The following is a 19141-nucleotide window of genomic DNA, read 5'->3' as shown; positions in this document are numbered from 1 at the left end:
CCTTTAATTTGGCACTACAGTATGCGTATAGTCTTTGTCGCCTTGTAAAATCATCGCTATTTTTGTTGGATGGCCGTCTACTGCATCTACAAATTTCCATTTATCATCCCATTGCGAAAGATTGGGCAATATGCGAACGAAATAATAAGAAGGAGCTGATGAACTATTTGGAGGACTGTCCGTTCCATTCTGAGTTCCCAGCTGTAAGGTTTCAGTCTTTCCTCCCTTGACGGTTTCCATTTGGAACTTATAACGTTGGTCGCGGCCCCAACTTTCCTGTTTAAAATTGATGATACCTGTTGCAGCCCAAATTCCCTTCCCTTGATAAGGTAGATCCAACACTACAGCTCCGGATGGCGAGAAATAAACGCCCATGTTTTTGATCTCTGTGTAGGTAACTGCTGCAACATTGAAATCTATTCGAATACGATATACTGCGGTCTTAGCAATGCTGTTACTTCCGGTTTCACCTTCTTTTATTTTGGTTTGATCTTCCGAATAGAAAACACGTCCCTCAGCAGACTTGCGATCCGTAAAAATATATTTTTTACCGGCTTCCAATTTTGTAAAGATCTCATATTCACCGTTCCCTACCAAATTAAAAGGTAAAGATGAGGCAACATCCGTCCCACCCTCAGTTGCCTCTCCAGTGATAAATAATTCATCGGGGATTTCCGCAAAGCCTTCCAGTGTTTTGATGTTCAATACCTTCTTAGCTTTGCTCAACACCCGTTTCATTCCACGGATAGCATAGACTGACCAGATTACATCGCCGCTCTCACCAGGGTTGATCCCCGCTTTCGTTGCTACCTGATTCAATATTTTGTGACTGATATTGGCGCCGTTTGAGTTTCCATTATTATCCGACGTAACTGTGTAAAGAGGTTTGCTAAAATCGCCGCCGGACTTGTCAAAGACAACTTCATATTGAGCTGCCCCACCGTCGGCCACCAAGGCCGACTCCCATTCAAAATACAGCGCTGCGGAGCTGGAACTTAATAATTTGACAGCTTTTCCATCTGCAGGGGTATAGAGGTTCTCAACAGCAGACACCTCTGCGTCAGCGTATTTCATATCGTCTTTTTTACAGGAGACGATGCTCGCAGCCAATGCGACCATTGCTATAACTTTAAAATACCATTTCATGTCTTTATCCTAAATTTATGGTTCGAAACGTACATTTTTTTAATGCGACGTTTGCGCTAATTTTTTAATTAAGTTTAGTTTGAGTAGCCCTGATTGTTAGGCAATAAATTTTTATTTAGATCGATCTGGGTTCGTGGTATCGACCAGAGATAGTCTCTACTTTCATCAAATCGACGAATATCCAGTTTGATATTGCTATTGTTACCACCATATTTAGCACCCAATACCTGGCCGTCCAAATAAGTTTTACCCGCCTTCCAGCGCATGATATCATAGTAACGCAATCCCTCAAGTGCAAGCTCGCTTCTCCGCTCATTTCGGACAATTGTCTTCAGGTCTCCGGTCGTCGGGAAGTCCAGCGCTTTTGATGCTTCAAAACCAGCCCGCTGACGAATAGGTCTGATCGTCATGTCCCATACTGCGGCATTCAGTTGTCCCAGTGCTTCTTTTGCTTCAGCATACATCAATAAGATATCGGCGTACCTGAACATGATGATGTTCAATCCGGCATCGTATTTTACTGTTGCTGTTACATCGTAGTATTTCTTTACGTAATAACCTGTCGCGGAAGCGTTGGCACTGGCACCCTGATATTCGTCGAGGCGTTCCTTATCGGTTGTACCCGAGCCGGGTTTGATAAAAATCTTGCGTGTTGTACCGTCAAAATCTGTCCATTGTCCGCCATGAAAAACGATGGTTGCAGCCATGCGTGGATCGCGGTTGACATAGGGATTACTGTCGTTATATTGCGGATCCGTAGCAATGGTATTTCCGCCCAGTGTCAAATAATTATCAACCAGACTTTGTAATGGTGCATATCCGTTTAAACGTGCCTGTGCAGAGATTGGTGCTGCATCATATAACTTATTCCAGGTTTTTAAAAGAGGTACATAGGCATAATCCAGAATAACTTCTGAATTGTATTCATTGGCTGCAGTAAACAGCTCCGGATAACTGCGGAATAATGCGTAAGTTCCAAATTCCGTTTGTTTTTTCATCAGATTTTCACAGTACTCCACTACTTTATTCCAGTTGCTTTCATACAGGTAGGCACGGGCTTGAAAGGCTGAAGCGGCGCCCTTGGTAATCCGGCCGCGGTCGTCTGCCGGTAAAGCATCTTTGTTCGGTAGATCGGCCATGCATTGATCCAACTCTTGATGGATAAATGCCATAATAGTCGCTTTTTCTGTCCGTGGTAAAGTCTTGGACTCTTCCAGTGAGATATCTTTCGTGAAGAAAGGCACAGCGCCATAGAAATTAACAAGTCTAAAATAGAGAAATGCACGGATAAAGCGCACCTCGGCGGTACGGCGTTTTTTGAGTGCCGGGTCCATTCCGGGTACACGCTCCACATTCTCTAGATAGACATGGCAGGTCTTAATACCGCCGTAGAGATCGGACCACTCTGCCCCAAAGCGGCCCAGTGTCGGATCGGCAGTTCCATTACGGATCGCACGCTGGTCTGTGTTTGAGCGCCCCTCAAAAATATTATCACTCAGGGCTTCATCATTCCACATACGATCTGCTGAATACAGCTGATTATAGGCCATATTGACGATTTTTTCGGCATTGTCTGCGTAGTCCCAAAAATTTTCATCGGTAAAACGATCTGTTGGCAGCGTATCCAACTTATTACAGGATGTTAATTGGAGAATTGCCATTAAACTCAAGCCTCCTACAAGTATCTTATATAGTTTCATTACATAAAAGGTTAGAATTGAATATTTAATCCACCGCCATAGTATTTCAACGTCGGATAATTGCGGGCACTATTGGCCGAACCACCCATGTTAGAATCAAATTCGGAGGATTCGGGATCTATCCAGGAGTTTTTGCTCAAAGTCAGCAAGTTTTGGGCATTGATAAAAAAGCGAACGCGCTGCAATCCCAATTTCGACACTAGTTCTTTTGGCAACGAATAACCTACCTGTATATTTTTCAATCGCGCGTATTTCCCGTTGAAAAGATAGAGATCAGAATCTTTCCCAAAATTGTTGGTCGATGCTGTTGATCCGTTTGCAGTCAATCGTGGCCAGCGTCCATCAATATTAGTCGGTGTCCAGTAATCGAGTTGATGCTGATAAATGGTATATGAATAATTCTGATGAAATGGTTCGATCAATTCTCCGCGGATCATCATATCGCGCTTGCCTACCCCCTGCCAGAACATACTAAAATCAAAATCTTTATAATTCAGGTTATAGGTCAGCCCAAATGTAAACCGCGGGAAACCATTGCCCAACACAAAGCGATCCCGTGCATCGATAATTCCATCGTTATTCCGATCCACATACTTTACATCGCCCGGGCGCAGATCTGCTGCAGTAATACCGCTCGGCAAGGCCGAAGTTTCAATATCCGTGATATTTTGGAAGAATCCGGCCATCTTGTACCCATAGTAGGAATTATAAGGTAGCCCAACACGCGTCAATTTAGTAATGTTATCGACTGTTGAAATACGGTCATCACCGGGCATCGCAATAATCTTATTGTGACTATCGCCCATATTCGCATTGATCGTATGTTGGAAATCGCCTGTTGTCGCACGGTAGCTAAGGTTGATTTCCCAGCCCTCATTGTTCATCTCACCTAAATTCTGATTCTTTAGGGAGGTTCCGAATGTGGAAGGTATTTGTGGCGACATCAAGATATCAACTGTACGCTTTTTAAAATAATCGAAACTGGCCGTTAATTTATCATGAAAGAAGCTGGCATCCAACCCAACATTGAAATTATAGGTTTTCTCCCAGCGTAGATCCAGACTGGCATAATTAAATCCCGCAGCAGAAACAGGTTTGTTGTTAAATCCATAACTGTTCTGATAGGATTCATAGGTAAAATAATAGGCGTAGTCGTCTACGGCCTGATTGCCAAGAACACCATAGGTAGATCGGATTTTTAGGCTACCGACATGTTGTTTATACCAATTCATAAATACTTCGTCGGATGCCCGCCATCCGAGGGATCCCGAAGGAAAGAAGCCCCAGCGATTAGCTTTTGAGAACTTAGAAGATCCATCGTAGCGAAAGCTAAATTCGGCAAAATACTTACTTGCAAAGTCGTATCCGGCACGACCGAAGATCGAATTGATACTATTTTGCAGTGTCCCATTTGGTGTCACACGGGCACTCACAGGATCAATGACTGTCCCTGTGGTAGGTGTACCGAGGACAGGATCAGTAAATTTCATTTTCAGTTCGTTTTGTCGGCGTGTATAGGATTCGTTGGATGCTCCAAACAGACCTGATACATGATGACTGCCAAAAGTTCGGTCATAATCCAGGAGCAGCTGAAAGTTCAGTAAGGACGCTTTTTCGTTAAAATCTTCCGTATTGCGGTCTGAATTGACGTAGACCTGAGCTTGCGTGGCATCCGGATTGGAATATAATGGCACCTGGATTCTACGGATAGAACGGTGATCTGCATAGATGTCCGCTCCGAAGATACCACGCAGTTTTTAAACCTTCGAACAGTTTTGCTTCGAGATTCAGGTTGATATTAAAATAGTCGTTATCGTTTTTGATATAGCCACCTTCATTCAATTCAGCCAAAGGATTTTGATCTGTCAGTGCATTGTTGACAAGGTATTTTCCATTATCGGCCTGCATGCGGTAGTAGTAATAAGGCGGAAGTCTTGAAGCATTGATAATGGCACTTCCGGCCGTGTTGCTCATGTTGTTGTTGCGGGTATAGGCTAAGATTGAGGTCAGTTTAAAACGGCCTATCTCTGTACTGAGATTACTCCGCAAATTGTACCGCTTAATGCCAAAGTCCTGTCCGACAAAGTTGCTGGGCTGATTGTAGAAGCCGCCTGAAAACAAATAGGAACTTTTATCGCCGCCCCCGGCCACACTGATATTATATTTTTGCTGGAAAGAGTTTTTCATGATTTCCGGCAAGTTCCACCGCTCGATATCCTGATGGGCATATAAGTCTGCGATAGCCTCCGGTGAGAACTGTGGATCCATTCCTGAGTTGGTCAGCGCAAGATTACGAAGGGTCGCGTTTTCATATCCTGCAACCGGTGAAAATAAAATTTTGGGTTCTTGCACGCCCCACTGCGTGCCGACAGTCACTGCGGGCCGCTGATTTTGGCGTCCTCTTTTGGTGGTTACCAAAATAACGCCATTTGCGGACCTCGAACCGTATATCGCTGTAGAACCTGCGTCTTTCAATACCGACACCGTTTCGATATCATCCGGATTGATCTTATTGAGCGTTCCACCTTCTGTAATAATTCCATCGATCACCACCAGCGGTGCATTACTGTTTATGGTAGATATCCCACGAATATTGATATTCATCGAATTATCATTGGGGTCCATGCTTTTCTGTTGGATGGTCAAGCTGGGCGAGGCTCCCTGAAGAGCTTGCGTTACATTGCCTACAGGTCGGTTTTCGAAAGTCTTCGCACTGATCTGATCAACGGCCCCGACAACACGCTGACGTGTCGTGGTACCATAGCCGATTACGATAACTTCCTCGAGCTGACTGTTGCTATTTTTCATGATTACATTGAGCTGCCCCGATCCATCGGTCCGCAGGGAAGACAGTTCCCCGGTCAAAGCATCATAACCAACAGAGGAGAATATCAGGGTTGCTTTGGGCGAAAGGTTTGTGAGCGTAAACATACCATCACCATTGGTGGTAGTACCTAAAGATTCATTTCCTTTGACCCGCACAGAGACATTTGCGAGAGGTTCACCACGTTCATTGGTCACACGTCCTTTTATAGGAACCTGATTTGGGGTCATCGTAAACTCCATCGGTGCGGACTTTATGGAAGCTTTTGGCTTATCGTAAATGACCACTGTCTTATTATCCAACTGATAAGACAAGGGCTGATCTTTAAAGATCTGGTCCAATACATCCGACAATTGACGGTCCCTAACTTTGATGTCAACAGACTTCGCGTTTACCATCTGCCGTTCCGTGTACAGAAAATTGTATCCCGTCTGGGATTTGAGTTCCCTAAATATTTTCTTAAGGCTCATGTTGGAATATTCTAATGTTACCTTTTGTGCAAAGGTGGTAGCGCTAACCTGCATAAAAGTAACCAAGATAATTATGGTTGTCAATCGCATAATAAGCCATAGTTTACGGAATAGCAGATATGCTATCTCCTTTTTTCTGATATAATTTTGATACATTTGTAAGGTTTATTTGCAGTGTATTCGAGTCGTCCAAAACAGAAACATACTGCAGATTGGATAGTTAAATTTAATTGTCCCAAACGGCAACCGAGTCCCTTCAGGATCTTGGTTGCTTTTTTATACCCCACCTTGGTGGCTATTCGTTTTGTCGTTTTTTGTTCATCGGTTCGTTTATTTAGGTTATTGTGTAATTAATTATTTTCAGGATCATTACGGAAGTACATGTATTTTTTTTCCGTCTATTCTGAAATGGACGGCACCCGTTTTTTCGAGCAGGCTTAAGACCTTTTGAACATCATCAAAACGCGATATTCCGCCACCAAATTTCTCAGTTGTTTTTTTACCCTGATAGATGACCTCGACATTATACCAGCGTGCAACCTTGCGCATGACGCTTTCGATATCATCTTCATCGAACATAAATTCGTTGTTTGTCCAGGCAATAATCGGAGCTGTATCTATCGGGTGGGATTTTAGCACCCCATGAGCTGTAAGGCTCGACTGCTCTCCCGGCGCTAATAGCAATTTTTGATTATGGGAACTGACCTGCACACGACCTTCAAGAAGAGTGGTCTGTACCGCCGATTCGTCGGCATAACTGTTTACATTGAAATGAGTACCGAGCACTTTGACCTGCTGATCTGCTGCTGCACAATAAAGGGCTGTTTGGCATCCTTCGCCACTTCAAAATAAGCTTCACCGGTGAGTGTGACAGTTCTTTCCCTTTGATTGGCAAAACTAACCGGATAGCTGAGCGAAGAGGCCGCATTGAGCCATACCTGTGTACCATCAGGTAGTTTAATCCGATAGGTTTCTCCTTTGGTTGTCGATAAGGTATTTTGCTCGATTTCGCCCTGCGTCTTACCGCTGACCTCGTAAATCAATTGGCCATCCGTCGTTTTAGATATCCTTATGCCCGACTCTTCCACAAGCCGACCGTTTTGTGTTTCATGTAGACGAATCTGCTTGCCGTTGGCCAGCGTTAAGGTTGCGGATTGTTTTCCGGGCGATATTACATTTTGTGCAGCTTGCGGAGCTACGCTTTTATTTTCAACGACAAGAAACCAGCGACCAATAAATAATAGCCCGATAATAGCTGCCGCGATTGCGCCGATACGTTTCCAATCCCACAGCGATCTTGTTTTCGGTTTATTGATCTGAAGATGCAATTGGTCCCAGGTATTATCCAGTACTGCCAATAAGGTTGGATCATCCAACAGATGTTGATCGATGGGATCGTCCAAAACCTCCTGGATGAGTTCTTGAAGTAATATTTTATCCTTGCCTGATTTTACATAGGACAAAAACGCACGGGAATTTTCCTCGCTAAGTTTTCCCTGTATATAGCGCCTTAACTTATATCGAAGTGTTTTCTTTTCCACAATTGGTTACCCTCTTTTCAGCTAATACACTTCAGCGGGAAACGTCATCTGCTCTGGCTGCGAATTTATTTTACTTTTTTTCTGTGGAATGAAAATTTTATGCGTTAATGCTGTTGGAGAAGTATAAAAGAAATAATGAGCAATGTGGATTTATCCAGGATCCCATGCTTCTCTTTTATATATTTCGTGGCTTTTACGATATGGTCGTTAATTGTAGAAGTCGATATACTCAATAAGTCGCTTACTTCGGCGTAGGTTTTGCCCTCAATTTTACAAAGATTATAGATCAGTTTGCGTTGCGGCGGCAGTTGGTCAATGGTCTGTGACAGCCATTCTTCATACTGCTTTTCATAGAGTTCTTCTTCGACGTGACTGTACAAGGCTGTGTTGTGAAGGCTAACATAGGCCTGGACTTGCTTTTCGAGATTATTTCGTCGGATAAAATTATAGACAGTATATTTGGCGATCTGGAATAAATAAGATCGAAAAGGCTGCTCGGGATCAATCAACTCCCGCTTATCCCATACTTTAATAAATACTTCCTGTAATAGTTCGACTGCGTCTTCTTCCGACTTGACCATCTTACGGATGTTGAGATAAATACGCCCACTATACATACTGTAAACCTGCCGGAAAGCACGCTGGCAGCCGGAACGAAGGGAGATCAAGACAGACTTCTCTTCAGTATTGCAGGAATATTTCATAAGTTGGTCTTTCACGCACTGTGTCCTAGTAAGTTGTAGATTACTCCCTTAATTTGGTTACGAACAAATATAACAAAACTAAAACGGTTTTGCTTTTTTAAATAAAAATTTAAAAAGATGAAGAAATTTCGATTTTTTCAATCTTGTATAACAGGAATTCTTACCGCATAAAAAAGGAGATTACGGTTAATAATCCGTATCCCCTTCATATCCCAACGATAGCTCGCAAAGCCTTTCTCTAGGCCTCCTTCCAAAAACAAACTAAGGCAATAGACGAGATCTATACCATCGCCAAAGGAGAAAAAGAAGCAAGGCGAAACCGATGATCCAAACCTGCTGGACAGCTAGCAATTGCCTGCCACGTTTTTCAATGTTGATCTGCTTCTGATTTTCCTGTTTGCTTTTTTCAGTCAGCTCCAATACCTGTTTACGGACTCTTTTGGCGGACTCATGCCATACTAAACCTCCCGACCGGGCAGATAGACCACTATCTGGGGAGAAACGGAAAGCGCTGTCCGTCCAAAAATACCAAAGTCGGGAAAGCGTATCCTGATGATCGGAATATAACCTTTGGAGCTGCTCGGTATATTGCCGGCGCGTATCCGTTTCTTGTTGTTTCTGATATTTTTTATTTTCGTAGATCTTGCAGGAGATCAGCAAGGATAAAAGTCCCCCGTAAGATACGATCTGGTATAGCCTTGTTTTCATCATTCCTCCTTTCAGTCCAGCCAATTTGAAAACGCATAAATGGTAGCCAAGGGACGCCGCTTGCACAACACACGATTATCTGCATTCCCTTCCACAGTCACGATCCAATTGCCCTCCTTTTTCCGCACAATCCCCACATGGTTGATACGCTGAAGACTGGAGCTATAGATGGCGAAGAGATCTGCCTGCCGCACAGTCCCCTGATTGATCTGCTGGGCCGTATAACGCCGGGCTAATGGAAAAAGTGCCGGGCTCCAGGCATTCCGCGGAGCTGCTAGTCCAGCTTTGCCGTAACACCAGGAGGCAAAAGCCGCACACCAGGCATGGCCCTTTCCAAGTCCAGTATACGCCAGGTATTCCTCGACCCGCTTGCCATCGTTGTGGCCAGTCGCCTCTCGCACGCCGATTTCGTGTACCGCAATATCGACAATGCGTTCGCGTACCCCCGAACTGGCGTAGCGTTTCACTGATGTGTCATTCCCATGCTCCACTGCGGGATCGGTGCTTAGCATCTCAGTATAGTTGCCTGTCAGGCTCTTGTCGTCTACAGCAGCATTGCGAGCACGGCCAAGAACGAGAACAGCGATAGAAAGAAAACCGAAAAATAGATAATGCATTGTTGCCATGAGGTCAATTGATTAAAGTGAAAACTAAATTCCTGCCGGAAAAACTTAAAGGGCTGCCATAGCATTTCCTGAAGCCAAAAGCAGCAATATATAGCGGCCAAGCCAGCAAGTATACCAAAGAGCAGGATGGAGAGGATACCAAGATCCAATACCCCAGCTGTCGGATCGATTGCTTGTAGCAAGAATCCCGATAAAATAAAAAATAAAAGAAGACAGGCCAGTACGATGCCAAGCAGCTGCCTTCCCGTTAAAGGCCAATAGATATCCTCGATATCGGAGACCATTTGTTTTTGTACATATTCCATTTTACTTTTTTAAAAAATTATTTAATCAGATAAGTCCCTAGATACTGGCTCCGTGCATACTTTATACCATCTCTTTCGCAGCAGACAATATAAAGCAAGAGCTCTTTTCCGAGCAGTGAAGGCGGGATATCCAAGGCGACCTGTTTCTCGCTGCGCAAGGCTAGGCGCTGACTTCGTATCGCCACACCTTCTTTCACCTGATATGCGATCAGTTTGACATGATCATCCCAGGCACAAAATGAGGAAAAACTTTCGTAACTGACCAGTATCCGCCCAGTTTCCTCGACTATATCTGAGACCAACACCCCAGGCAACGTGCCGTCGCTGAGCCATACTTTTTCGGGATCCACAAAAGGCCCCTCTTCCTCTTCAGCAATGGCCATGTTAAGCACATGTGAAAGGGCGAGGTTAAAGGGATATACCAGTCTTTTTTTTCGTTTGGCTAGAAATTTATATCCATCAGCCAGAATCGATTTCAGCGGTGACAAAAAACTCATTGCCAGCGCAAAACGTTTCTGCTGGTCAAGTTGGGCAGCAGACCGTTTCTTATTTGATTTTTTCTTCATAATAGAAAAAAATAGAGGGGAATATCATCCATAGCGGACGATATTCCCTATGAATAACTAAATGAGCTGTATCAGCCCCAAATAACTACTTTTGGATACGCGCTTTTTCTTGCGGTCGGCCATAAAGATCCACAGATGCGCCGAGCCACCGAGCAAATGTGCAGGCACTACAAAAGTCGTGGTACCTACCTGTCGGGTTGGCACGATAGAGGGTGCCAAAAACTCGTCCTGTTCGGGATGATACCCGATGATGTACACACCGTCATCATCTGCTGAGCCGTAGATGTCATTGTTGTTCGAATCCCAGGTGACTGTCATCTCTTCATCGGCGAAAGACGCACCTTGGGGCGGCCCCAGAAAAAAAGCTCCGTCGGCAATTCGGATTTTACTATAGTCCAGTGTAAAGCCCGGATAAGTACCCTGGATAGCCAAAGGCAGATTAAACTGAAACGCAGCATTGAGGGGTGTCTGCCGATCGGCTTTTTTCTGTCCGAATCCGACCTGCAGGTACGAATTGATGGGCATTAAAAAACGCATCAGCAATTTGAACTTTGCCTGCGTGATCAGCTGCTCCTGACTAGCCGGTTTATTACTTTTTTTATAAAGCCCTTTGAGGTAGTTGATACTCTTCCAGCTGGAGCCTATCACGGAGCCGGTCTTACCGCTTATACCTCCGTTTATTCCATTTACTATTGTTCCCATTTTTCTGTTTTTTAAAAATTAAACCCTTGTCAGTGGCTAAGACATACCGGTATTTAAGCCTGACACCACAAACGTAAAAACTTAAAAAACAAAAACATACATCAACAAAAAGACTGACAGAACATTGGCAGGAGCAGTTCGGTAATTAGGCAGGGAGCTGGCAGGACAGCCCCCATATACCATCCTTTTTATACACTTGCATCCGACCAACACCCAAGCAAGTCCCGACGCTGCTCGGGCTTTCCAGCAGTTTTCATGCGGTCCGCTTCGGGTCACACCCGAACAGATCCCGATGGCCACCCGAAGAAAACCCAAGGAACGGTCGAACAAAGGCAGGCGAAAGGTTGAAGATGGGTAGGTGTTGGTCAGGTATTGCTCCGAAAGACAAAATAAAAAAGGTCCTCCGAAAACGAAAGACCCCAAAAATAATCTCAATCCATCCTGGATTTACAGATTCCAGTAGGCACGTTTAAACCGTTCTACGCTGGTCTGCAAAAACAGGCGTTTGCCATTTTCCTTACGTACCGTTCCGAGCATCCCCTTATGCTGGTATCGGTATAAGGTTCTCTCGCTGATACCGACAAATTCCTGTACGTAAGCCGCATCCCACCAGGCCGAAACGCCTTCATCAGCGATTTCATTCTTGATTTGCATTTTTTGCAATTTGCTGTACAGCATATGGAGGGCAAACAATATCGTAGCATCATTCCCTTTATGTGTATTTTTTCGTGTTTTATTCAAAATTATCTTCATAAAATCAGTATTAACATTACATCCTTTGACTCGTGTTCGTCATCTCTTTTCCCTCTCTGACGATACCATGTATCTGAAACTTACCACTAATGGAATTCTGCTCAATCCACTGGTCAAAATATTGGTATTTTCCCTTTTCACCGCGGTTTATTTCTATATCAGGAAGGAATACATGATGGGCAGTCACTCCCAGCACGTGCTTGAGAGAAACCGCAACACTTCGGTGTACCTGTGCAAAACTCGCCTTGGGTAACAGGGCGAGCATATTACCGAACGATTCGTTGACTTCAACGAAAGTTTTATCATTCATCCATATTCTGGTCTGATTATTTTTTGCTTCAATATAACAGATCTCATCATAGTTTAGCCTCTTTTTTACAGCCCCCCGTTCCCCATAGAAAAAGCACTTATTATCATCATTCAAGTTATTTAAACCATAATGCTGAATTCTCTTTTTTGCTCTGTCCATAGCTTTATAAAAACGTTCCTGTTCGAAGGGCTTGAGAAAATAATCGGTTACCTCGTAGTGAAACATTTTGTCGCCTACTTCTCTATTCGTGCTGCAAACAATCACCTGAAGATTAGCAATACCCGTGTTGCCCCGCTTGAGACTTTCCAGCTGCCCCAAAATATCCAGTCCCCCAACGATGGGCATCTCAATATCAAGAAATAGAATATCCAGTTTTAAGCGACGCAAAGCCACTAAGGCTTCCTTGGGATTGGTCGTCGCATACACACATTCGACACCATCTGTCAAGTCTACGTATCTTTTAAGATCATCTACAACATCAGGATCATCATCCACAATCCCCACACAGATTTTTTGGAGCCGTCCCTCCTGCTTTAATATTTTTTTTATTGTATCCATGTTAAAAATTTATATCCAAGTTCAAGTAAAATATGCCGTCAGCCATTTGTTTTATCAAGGAAAATGCTTCGCCGTATTCCAGACGGAGCAATTTTGTCAATTGTTCTAAACCAGTGCCTCCTTCTTCAAAGATCCAGGCAGACTGTGATGAAACCTTATTGGTACAACTTATTGATACCCTCTCCATATCACTAAACACATAAATAATACTTTCAAAAGAGCTGTCGCTATAATCGCCGTGTTTGACCATATTTTTATACAGGCTCAATAGCATCATGGGAATAATCGGATGGCTCCAGTCCTGAATATCCGACTGCAGATGAATGTGATGCTCACCATACAGGCGCATCAGCTGCTTCAGATAAAAGAGCTCATCTTCCAATTTTCCCGATATATGCTGTCTAAAGTTCATCGTTCGTATAGCATAGGCTTCCAGACCAAAGAACAATTCTATTCGGTTCAGAACTGCAGGTCGCTTTCGTACCAGACGGGTAAAGCTCTGTGTCAGATTGCCCATGAAATGAACGGCCCAGTTACGAAAAAGCCTTGCTTTCAGACTTTCTAGAGAATGTATTCTTTTCCATCCCAAATGCCTGAAAAGACCTGCACTGAGATTGTAAATGATCTCAATAGCCAGAATTAAAATGCCTTTGAGCACAAAAGTCACATAGAAAGTAAATACGTCGATTCCAAAGTCTACCGCTCTGAACAATTTGGGGTTTTTGAGTACTTTCCGGCTAAGCTCTGTCGGAAATTGATATAGCAGCAGAAAAACTGCCAGGGCTGTCAGCAAAAAATAACCGATCATGATGCCCATCCGTTGCAAGGTAAAACGCCTAAATAGCGCACGTCGCAACCAAGCCCGATTCGTATAGCTAATGCCCAACATTAAAGGGGCCATTACTATGATAACAAATACATGCCACCAGCCGAATTTATAGATATTGACTAGGCTAATCCAAGCAAAATAGCCACCCCAAAAAATAAAGTGAAATCGCGCCGATAATGGTTTAAGAATCCTGTCCTTGCTCATAATTGGTTTAGGTAATAAGAAAAAACAAATCTTTATTTTAACAAATAAATTATTTTAAGAGACAATTTATCAAATAAAGAAGATTTACACAACCTTAGCCCAAAAAAAATACGTTTAAACGTTCAACCATATTTTTCTGAACTTTTGACAGGCTATTTCAAATTCCTTGATTCCAATAACCACCGAACGGCGAGTCGCCAGATCAAAGAGCATTCTTTCCTCCCCCACAACAATCGGAAGCCAACAGCTTTGTAAAGGCATCTGCTCTTGTTTTATCTGCAGCTCATGATCAAAGATTGCTGGCAAGCATTCCCATTGGATCAATTCTTCCGCAGCAAGGTCCCCTACAAGATCAAGGATATGCTGCAGTGCCGGTTGGTAGTCGGATTTACTGTTCACATATCGTCCGTCCTCTCCACAGCGAAGCGTTATCTGCCCATCTACAATTGTCATGATGGCAGTTCTAATCGGTATTCTTGTCCAATAGCTCAGGATAGCGATCCCTTCCCGTAAAAGCAGCTCCGATCCATGCAGTCTGACTGGTACCCATCCCTTTGAGGCGGGACCAGCACTAAGCTGCCCATCGATAAAAAAGATCAGGTCGTAGTTCTTCCGCAGTGCTTCCCTGAGCTTTAAGAGCGGATTGCCCTGATCAGCACGAATGAAGATTAATTCGTCCTCGGTCGCTTCCCGGCCAAAGGAGAGCCGGAACTGCTTCCTGTAAATCTGTCCCTGTGCTTCAAAAACATCCGAACGCAATAATATGGCCAGCTTATGCCCCAGCAGCATCAATGCCCTTGCGATCAGGCCATATGGACCAATATGTAAGCAAGCCCAGATGCGAGGCCCCGGATCGTTCCCAGGCCAGGCTTTGATCAGCTGCGCTAATAAATTGTCATCTACCTGATAATGCTGCTGATTGGACCATTCCTGATGTATCCGCAAGAAATGGATTAGGGCCCCTGCATGCGGAATCAATTGCCAGTGGTATAAGAGTGCTACAGCTTTGAGCGATCTGTACCAGCTGTGGCTATTCAGAGCTAATGTATCTGCCATTAAATCGGGGTCATTCCCCATACTTTGAGGTATATTGTTCATACGAGTTCGACTAATTGGTTATCAAAAAAGGGTGTCCGGATCACCCATCAGGTTACTACTAATACTTAGAAGTAGTAGATATCACATTTTTCCTCTTCGGTGTCGCTCAAGAGCTGAGCTGTTTCCGCATGGGAAAACGTGCAAAGCGCCTGGTTAGCCAAAAGCTGCAATTCTATAAAGAGCTGTTCCATATTGATTTCATCTTTTTTGTATTCGTCCAGCACCAAACTTGCCCCGTTTGGTCGCTTTGCTTTCCGGCCAGGAAAGCGGGGTGATCACAGTGGCGAATTTGGCAGAAATCCAAGACATCAACTTCATTTTTGGGTACATCGGTTGTGGATCAGGGTGAACCGCTAATTTTTTAGCCCGTTAAAATTCACCCTACTTCTAGACCTGTTCGCCATCTCCCCAGACCTATGCACACTTTTTTTTGGTAACCTGATCATCTTTTAGTAGAATTCATTTTTTGACGGATTAAAAACAGAAAATCAAGCAGTTAAACCAGCCTTTATTATCTAAAGTTGCTTTTTATGGAAAGAAGTTATGACTTTGTCCTGCCACAGGAATATGAGCCTGTTACCTCTCCGCCACAGCGTCCGGTTTATCCTATTCGCAATGCCCAGGTACAGCATTGGCAATCGGTACATAACTGCATCTGCGAGCAGACTTTTGATGGCCGCTATGGCTATCTCTATTATTATGAATTTTGGATGGAACATGAAGAAAACATCCCCATATATACCTCCATGGGCGACCTACATCTTACTTACCCTTTGCTGAGTGAGTTCCCCTTAAGACAAAGCCATTACACACAGGATTTTGTTACGGAATTTGTCGAAGGGCGGGGCGCTTATCTTTATCTTGCCAAAGGCGAATACCGACTTACTGTCCCCAAGGGTCATCATATACTGGTGGGCTTTATTTTGGATGCGGGGCTCTTTCGCCCGCCCGCCAATCGGCATTTTAGTTTTTTAGAGTACCTGGTACAAGCGAAGAAAAATCAGTCAGCTCAGTCGGGCAAGAGCATTACCTTTCATGTTGGTGATGTCACCAAACGGCAGCTACAATTGCTTTTCAGCAAGATCAACCCCAATATCCTCGACAATGAACATATGCTCTTAAAGCAGCTGATCTTTCTGATCCAGCTAAGCCGGTTTAAGATAAGCGAGGAGGGCAAGGAAAAATTGATCGACCGGGCACGAAATTTATTGCAAATGATGGTGCTACACCAAGGGGCTCAGGTCCGGTTATCGGATATAGCCGAAGTACTATCTAAATCCAGAGACTATATTAACGAAGAACACAAAAAAACTTATGGATGCACATTTCACGACTACCGCAACCAAATGTTGCTGGAGTATATTGCTTCCATTATCGTGGGCAATGAAAAATTGGCTACCACGGCCGAAGAGTGTGGATTCAGCAGTGTTATTGAACTCAACAAATTTGTCAAAAACCAGACAGGTCTTACTCCGGGATCTTTTAAGCAACAGCAGGAAAATGCAAGCAATGACCCCTTATCTGCCCAAGGTGCTCAAGAACCGCCTTCCTAACCAATCCTGTTTTCTGCCAATCGATCGCTTGTTTTCTGCTTAACGCTCGCCCTTTTATCGCTGTAATTTAGCATTGTAAAACTTAGTAAGCGATTAACAAAAACGGCGATGAAAGAAAACGGAAAATATAGACAGTATGATGGAGCTGGCGTGGCAAGTAAAGTTGATAAAAAAATTCAACGAATAAAATGGCAAACCTATATGGAGTGGTATATTCTGACCGCATTAGTCATGCTGATCCTATTACTTTTCTTCACTGGACTTGGAAAAGTATTTAACCATGCAGCATTTGTGAGTCAACTTCACAAACAGCCTCTTCCGCAATGGTCGATGTCCATTTTGAGCTATTTGCTTCCGATGTTGGAGCTGGGGACTGTCCTCCTGATGTGTATTCCACAGGTAAGGATATGGGGCTTGGGGCTAGCTATTTTATTAATGACAGCCTATTCGATCTATGCCTATTTGGCTTATATCGAAATCTATGGTTATGTGCCCTGTGCCTGCGGAAAAGTATTTGAGAAAATGAGCTGGAAACAACATTTTCAATTCAATCTGGCGGTTACTTTACTTGCGGCACCGGCATGGCTGATGGAATACAAACTAAAAAAAGCAATAAAAACTATGCATAGCGAATCCCGACGGGGATTCGACCAGCAGGAAAGGTAGTCAATAGTTGAGCGATATCTTCTTTCGGGATTGCGACAATTCAGATATATCGATAAACCTACGACAAGGCAAGTCGCCGAGACAAGATATTGAAGGATTAGAAACTACCAACCTGCATTTATAAACTATAAATATCAACAACATGAAAAAAGTAAAATTATTTGTCCCAATACTAGGAGCAGTTTTGGGATTGGGTGTCTATGCTGGACACGCCAATGAAATCAGTAGAAAAGCAACAAGCACTACTGAGCAATCATGGGAAGTCATTAATCCAAGTGGTGATCTGACCGACCCAAATAATTACCAGCCATATTCGGGTGATATTGCCACATTATGTCCAAGCGACGAAGTTCTATGTGGTATCAAAGCTGAAAATGACGGTGCTGGTAAACCACAAATGACAAACGAGCTTAAATCTGAAATCAATTCAGGAACGCCAACTAGTCATGTGTTCTATCGCGCGGAAAATTAAGATCTGCAAAAAATAGGAAAGGGCGGTGGTTCGCCCTTTCCTATCTATCGTGGATTCTGGACAAGCCCTCCAGCAACGACAACCGAGTATGGGATCAATAGCGCAAATCGCTTATCGTTAGGTTCTAAAATATATTCCTTTCCATCAAAGTTACGTACGATTCGAATGCCCGCATTATAGTGCTTATTCAGCCGTTTTATGTCCGACCATCGCGTACCAAAGCGAAAAGCCAGTTCCTTTTTACGTTCGCTCAATATAAAGTCGATCAGTTCAGCCTTTCCAGCGGGTACAATGGGTAGCTTGCTTGTTTCATAACGTGCTTTCAACAATTCAACCATCGTATTACCAGCATCAATCAACTGATTTGACCTTGCTTCACATTCGGCTTTAATCAAATAAAGTTCATCTACTGCAAGACCGCAAAATGCATAGCTTCCTATTGTACCCGCATAGTTTCCTTTGAAATTGTAAAATCCATTTGCATTTTTTTTGTAATACAGTGTCTTCCTCAAATCACCTCCGTTGTACTGTTCAAACAGTACTGTGTCGACAAAAGATTTTGTTCCCGTAAATATGCCACCTGATGACGCCATACCACTATGAAAGATAACTTCCTTATTCATTAATTCAAATGGAATTGCCGCTGTTGGCGACACCATCCTATAATCAATAAGATCCTTTTGGATCGCTAAGGAAAGATTCGCATAGTTTAAGGCTTCACTTACATTCCCCATGTAGAGGAACACCCTGGCCAGTACAGCATAAGCGGCAGCTTTGGATGGTCTCGTCTTTTTGAGCGGCAGATTGGGGAGCAGACCAGCCGCATCCCGAAGATCTTTGGTGATTTGCAAAAAAGTATCTTCCAGATTAGTACGTTGAAAGTTAACATTGATATCTGAGGTCGTACGAAGTGGGATGCCAAGCTCGTTCTTTGCAGTACCAGCTTCATAAGCCTGCGAAAACTCCTGAGCCAGCCAGAATAAATTCCATCCCCTGTGAAACAACGCCGTTCCCTTGACCAAATCCCTTTCCGAATTTGACATACCGTCTAAATCTGCCTGATCAACGTTATCCAAAACGATATTTGCATACATAATCTTTTTGTAGCTTTCGGTCCAGTCTGTCAATTTAGTCTGTTCGTTATTCAAAAGATAAACATCACTTAATTCTGCCGCCAAACTCTTCACGTCTTTATCGTTCATAAAATAATAGTCAGAGGCGACATCCATCCCGATCGGAAAGCTGCGTACGGTATAGAGCTCATAATCCATTAAAGCCTGTAGATCTTTCAATGTTTTGGGAACTGCCAATGAACTTTTGGATTTCTCATCCAAGAATTTATTACATCCTACCACTATTATCAACAAGCAGCATAGTATAGTTGAAATTATGTTTGTCTTCATCGT

At 43.5% G+C, this 19141-nt stretch carries 21 protein-coding genes; 3 read left to right on the top strand and 18 right to left on the bottom strand.

Annotated features, from left to right (window positions below):
• Positions 1-3 precede the first annotated feature (3 nt).
• The 17 genes from DTA23_RS21530 to DTA23_RS27250 form a co-directional block, all read right to left on the bottom strand.
• Complete coding sequence (locus tag DTA23_RS21530; protein ID WP_112375989.1) at positions 4-1146, bottom strand: SusE domain-containing protein; 1143 nt, start codon at positions 1144-1146, stop codon at positions 4-6.
• Between the two features lie 74 nt (positions 1147-1220).
• Positions 1221-2846, bottom strand: a complete 1626-nt coding sequence (locus tag DTA23_RS21525) for a RagB/SusD family nutrient uptake outer membrane protein (protein ID WP_112375988.1) — start codon at positions 2844-2846, stop codon at positions 1221-1223.
• 11 nt (positions 2847-2857) lie between these two features.
• Positions 2858-4540, bottom strand: a complete 1683-nt coding sequence (locus DTA23_RS28025; RefSeq protein WP_256604594.1) for a SusC/RagA family TonB-linked outer membrane protein — start codon at positions 4538-4540, stop codon at positions 2858-2860.
• Positions 4541-4547: 7 nt separating this feature from the next.
• The gene (locus tag DTA23_RS28020) at positions 4548-6140 is read right to left on the bottom strand and encodes a SusC/RagA family TonB-linked outer membrane protein (RefSeq protein ID WP_218565436.1); all 1593 of its coding nucleotides are present in this window, start codon (positions 6138-6140) and stop codon (positions 4548-4550) included.
• Between the two features lie 369 nt (positions 6141-6509).
• A complete protein-coding gene (locus DTA23_RS21515) occupies positions 6510-6926 on the bottom strand; it encodes a FecR family protein (protein WP_112375987.1) in 417 nt (138 codons plus the stop codon).
• Positions 6902-7681 carry a FecR family protein gene (locus DTA23_RS21510; protein WP_172462485.1) on the bottom strand — a complete coding sequence of 260 codons (780 nt, stop codon included), beginning with the start codon at positions 7679-7681 and terminating at the stop codon, positions 6902-6904. Before DTA23_RS21510 ends, DTA23_RS21515 begins: the two co-directional genes overlap by 25 nt.
• A 104-nt stretch (positions 7682-7785) precedes the next feature.
• On the bottom strand, positions 7786-8400 hold the full coding sequence (locus DTA23_RS21505) for an RNA polymerase sigma factor (RefSeq protein WP_239468827.1): 615 nt from the start codon (positions 8398-8400) through the stop codon (positions 7786-7788).
• A gap of 246 nt (positions 8401-8646) precedes the next feature.
• Positions 8647-9096, bottom strand: coding sequence for a hypothetical protein (locus DTA23_RS21500; RefSeq protein ID WP_172462484.1), 450 nt, complete (start codon positions 9094-9096; stop codon positions 8647-8649).
• An 8-nt stretch (positions 9097-9104) separates the two neighbouring features.
• Positions 9105-9560, bottom strand: coding sequence for a CHAP domain-containing protein (locus DTA23_RS21495; RefSeq protein ID WP_256604591.1), 456 nt, complete (start codon positions 9558-9560; stop codon positions 9105-9107).
• Between the two features lie 77 nt (positions 9561-9637).
• Positions 9638-10024 carry a hypothetical protein gene (locus tag DTA23_RS21490; protein ID WP_112375982.1) on the bottom strand — a complete coding sequence of 129 codons (387 nt, stop codon included), beginning with the start codon at positions 10022-10024 and terminating at the stop codon, positions 9638-9640.
• A gap of 17 nt (positions 10025-10041) precedes the next feature.
• A complete protein-coding gene (locus DTA23_RS21485; RefSeq protein WP_112375981.1) occupies positions 10042-10590 on the bottom strand; it encodes a DUF6266 family protein in 549 nt (182 codons plus the stop codon).
• 57 nt (positions 10591-10647) lie between these two features.
• Positions 10648-11292 carry a DUF6266 family protein gene (locus tag DTA23_RS21480; protein ID WP_070568213.1) on the bottom strand — a complete coding sequence of 215 codons (645 nt, stop codon included), beginning with the start codon at positions 11290-11292 and terminating at the stop codon, positions 10648-10650.
• A gap of 447 nt (positions 11293-11739) precedes the next feature.
• On the bottom strand, positions 11740-12045 hold the full coding sequence (locus DTA23_RS21475) for a MerR family transcriptional regulator (protein ID WP_146753173.1): 306 nt from the start codon (positions 12043-12045) through the stop codon (positions 11740-11742).
• 16 nt (positions 12046-12061) lie between these two features.
• On the bottom strand, positions 12062-12913 hold the full coding sequence (locus DTA23_RS21470) for a LytR/AlgR family response regulator transcription factor (protein WP_070568219.1): 852 nt from the start codon (positions 12911-12913) through the stop codon (positions 12062-12064).
• Position 12914: 1 nt separating this feature from the next.
• Positions 12915-13946, bottom strand: a complete 1032-nt coding sequence (locus DTA23_RS21465) for a LytS family sensor histidine kinase (protein ID WP_112375979.1) — start codon at positions 13944-13946, stop codon at positions 12915-12917.
• Between the two features lie 114 nt (positions 13947-14060).
• Positions 14061-15044 (bottom strand): hypothetical protein, encoded by a 984-nt coding sequence (locus DTA23_RS21460; RefSeq protein WP_112375978.1) that lies wholly within the window; start codon positions 15042-15044, stop codon positions 14061-14063.
• A gap of 65 nt (positions 15045-15109) precedes the next feature.
• Positions 15110-15271 carry a hypothetical protein gene (locus DTA23_RS27250; RefSeq protein ID WP_172462483.1) on the bottom strand — a complete coding sequence of 54 codons (162 nt, stop codon included), beginning with the start codon at positions 15269-15271 and terminating at the stop codon, positions 15110-15112.
• A gap of 303 nt (positions 15272-15574) precedes the next feature.
• On the opposite strand from DTA23_RS27250, the gene DTA23_RS21455 reads away from it, so the two are divergent.
• The 3 genes from DTA23_RS21455 to DTA23_RS21445 all read left to right on the top strand — a co-directional run bounded on the left by DTA23_RS21455 (position 15575) and on the right by DTA23_RS21445 (position 17735).
• The gene (locus DTA23_RS21455; protein WP_112375977.1) at positions 15575-16597 is read left to right on the top strand and encodes a helix-turn-helix domain-containing protein; all 1023 of its coding nucleotides are present in this window, start codon (positions 15575-15577) and stop codon (positions 16595-16597) included.
• Between the two features lie 108 nt (positions 16598-16705).
• Positions 16706-17263, top strand: a complete 558-nt coding sequence (locus DTA23_RS21450) for a MauE/DoxX family redox-associated membrane protein (protein ID WP_112375976.1) — start codon at positions 16706-16708, stop codon at positions 17261-17263.
• 142 nt (positions 17264-17405) lie between these two features.
• Entirely contained in the window at positions 17406-17735 is a 330-nt protein-coding gene (locus DTA23_RS21445; protein WP_112375975.1) for a hypothetical protein, read from the top strand.
• A 44-nt stretch (positions 17736-17779) separates the two neighbouring features.
• On the opposite strand, the gene DTA23_RS21440 is transcribed toward DTA23_RS21445, so the two are convergent.
• The gene (locus DTA23_RS21440; protein WP_112375974.1) at positions 17780-19138 is read right to left on the bottom strand and encodes a RagB/SusD family nutrient uptake outer membrane protein; all 1359 of its coding nucleotides are present in this window, start codon (positions 19136-19138) and stop codon (positions 17780-17782) included.
• Between the last annotated feature and the right edge of the window lie 3 nt (positions 19139-19141).

This window comes from Sphingobacterium multivorum (genome assembly GCF_900457465.1).
GTDB lineage: Bacteria > Bacteroidota > Bacteroidia > Sphingobacteriales > Sphingobacteriaceae > Sphingobacterium > Sphingobacterium multivorum.
The sequence above is the reverse complement of the archived record's forward strand: the minus strand, read 5'-3'. Positions and strand labels throughout refer to the sequence as shown.

Excerpts from the sequence above, each read along its gene's own strand:
- DTA23_RS21530 (WP_112375989.1), bottom strand. The coding sequence starts at position 1,146 with ATGAAATGGTATTTTAAAGTTATAGCAATGGTCGCATTGGCTGCGAGC.
- DTA23_RS21525 (WP_112375988.1), bottom strand. The coding sequence starts at position 2,846 with ATGAAACTATATAAGATACTTGTAGGAGGCTTGAGTTTAATGGCAATT.
- DTA23_RS28020 (WP_218565436.1), bottom strand. The coding sequence starts at position 6,140 with ATGAGCCTTAAGAAAATATTTAGGGAACTCAAATCCCAGACGGGATAC.
- DTA23_RS21500 (WP_172462484.1), bottom strand. The coding sequence starts at position 9,096 with ATGATGAAAACAAGGCTATACCAGATCGTATCTTACGGGGGACTTTTA.
- DTA23_RS21490 (WP_112375982.1), bottom strand. The coding sequence starts at position 10,024 with ATGGAATATGTACAAAAACAAATGGTCTCCGATATCGAGGATATCTAT.
- DTA23_RS21485 (WP_112375981.1), bottom strand. The coding sequence starts at position 10,590 with ATGAAGAAAAAATCAAATAAGAAACGGTCTGCTGCCCAACTTGACCAG.
- DTA23_RS21480 (WP_070568213.1), bottom strand. The coding sequence starts at position 11,292 with ATGGGAACAATAGTAAATGGAATAAACGGAGGTATAAGCGGTAAGACC.
- DTA23_RS21475 (WP_146753173.1), bottom strand. The coding sequence starts at position 12,045 with ATGAAGATAATTTTGAATAAAACACGAAAAAATACACATAAAGGGAAT.
- DTA23_RS21470 (WP_070568219.1), bottom strand. The coding sequence starts at position 12,913 with ATGGATACAATAAAAAAAATATTAAAGCAGGAGGGACGGCTCCAAAAA.
- DTA23_RS21465 (WP_112375979.1), bottom strand. The coding sequence starts at position 13,946 with ATGAGCAAGGACAGGATTCTTAAACCATTATCGGCGCGATTTCACTTT.
- DTA23_RS21460 (WP_112375978.1), bottom strand. The coding sequence starts at position 15,044 with ATGAACAATATACCTCAAAGTATGGGGAATGACCCCGATTTAATGGCA.
- DTA23_RS21455 (WP_112375977.1), top strand. The coding sequence starts at position 15,575 with ATGGAAAGAAGTTATGACTTTGTCCTGCCACAGGAATATGAGCCTGTT.
- DTA23_RS21450 (WP_112375976.1), top strand. The coding sequence starts at position 16,706 with ATGAAAGAAAACGGAAAATATAGACAGTATGATGGAGCTGGCGTGGCA.
- DTA23_RS21445 (WP_112375975.1), top strand. The coding sequence starts at position 17,406 with ATGAAAAAAGTAAAATTATTTGTCCCAATACTAGGAGCAGTTTTGGGA.
- DTA23_RS21440 (WP_112375974.1), bottom strand. The coding sequence starts at position 19,138 with ATGAAGACAAACATAATTTCAACTATACTATGCTGCTTGTTGATAATA.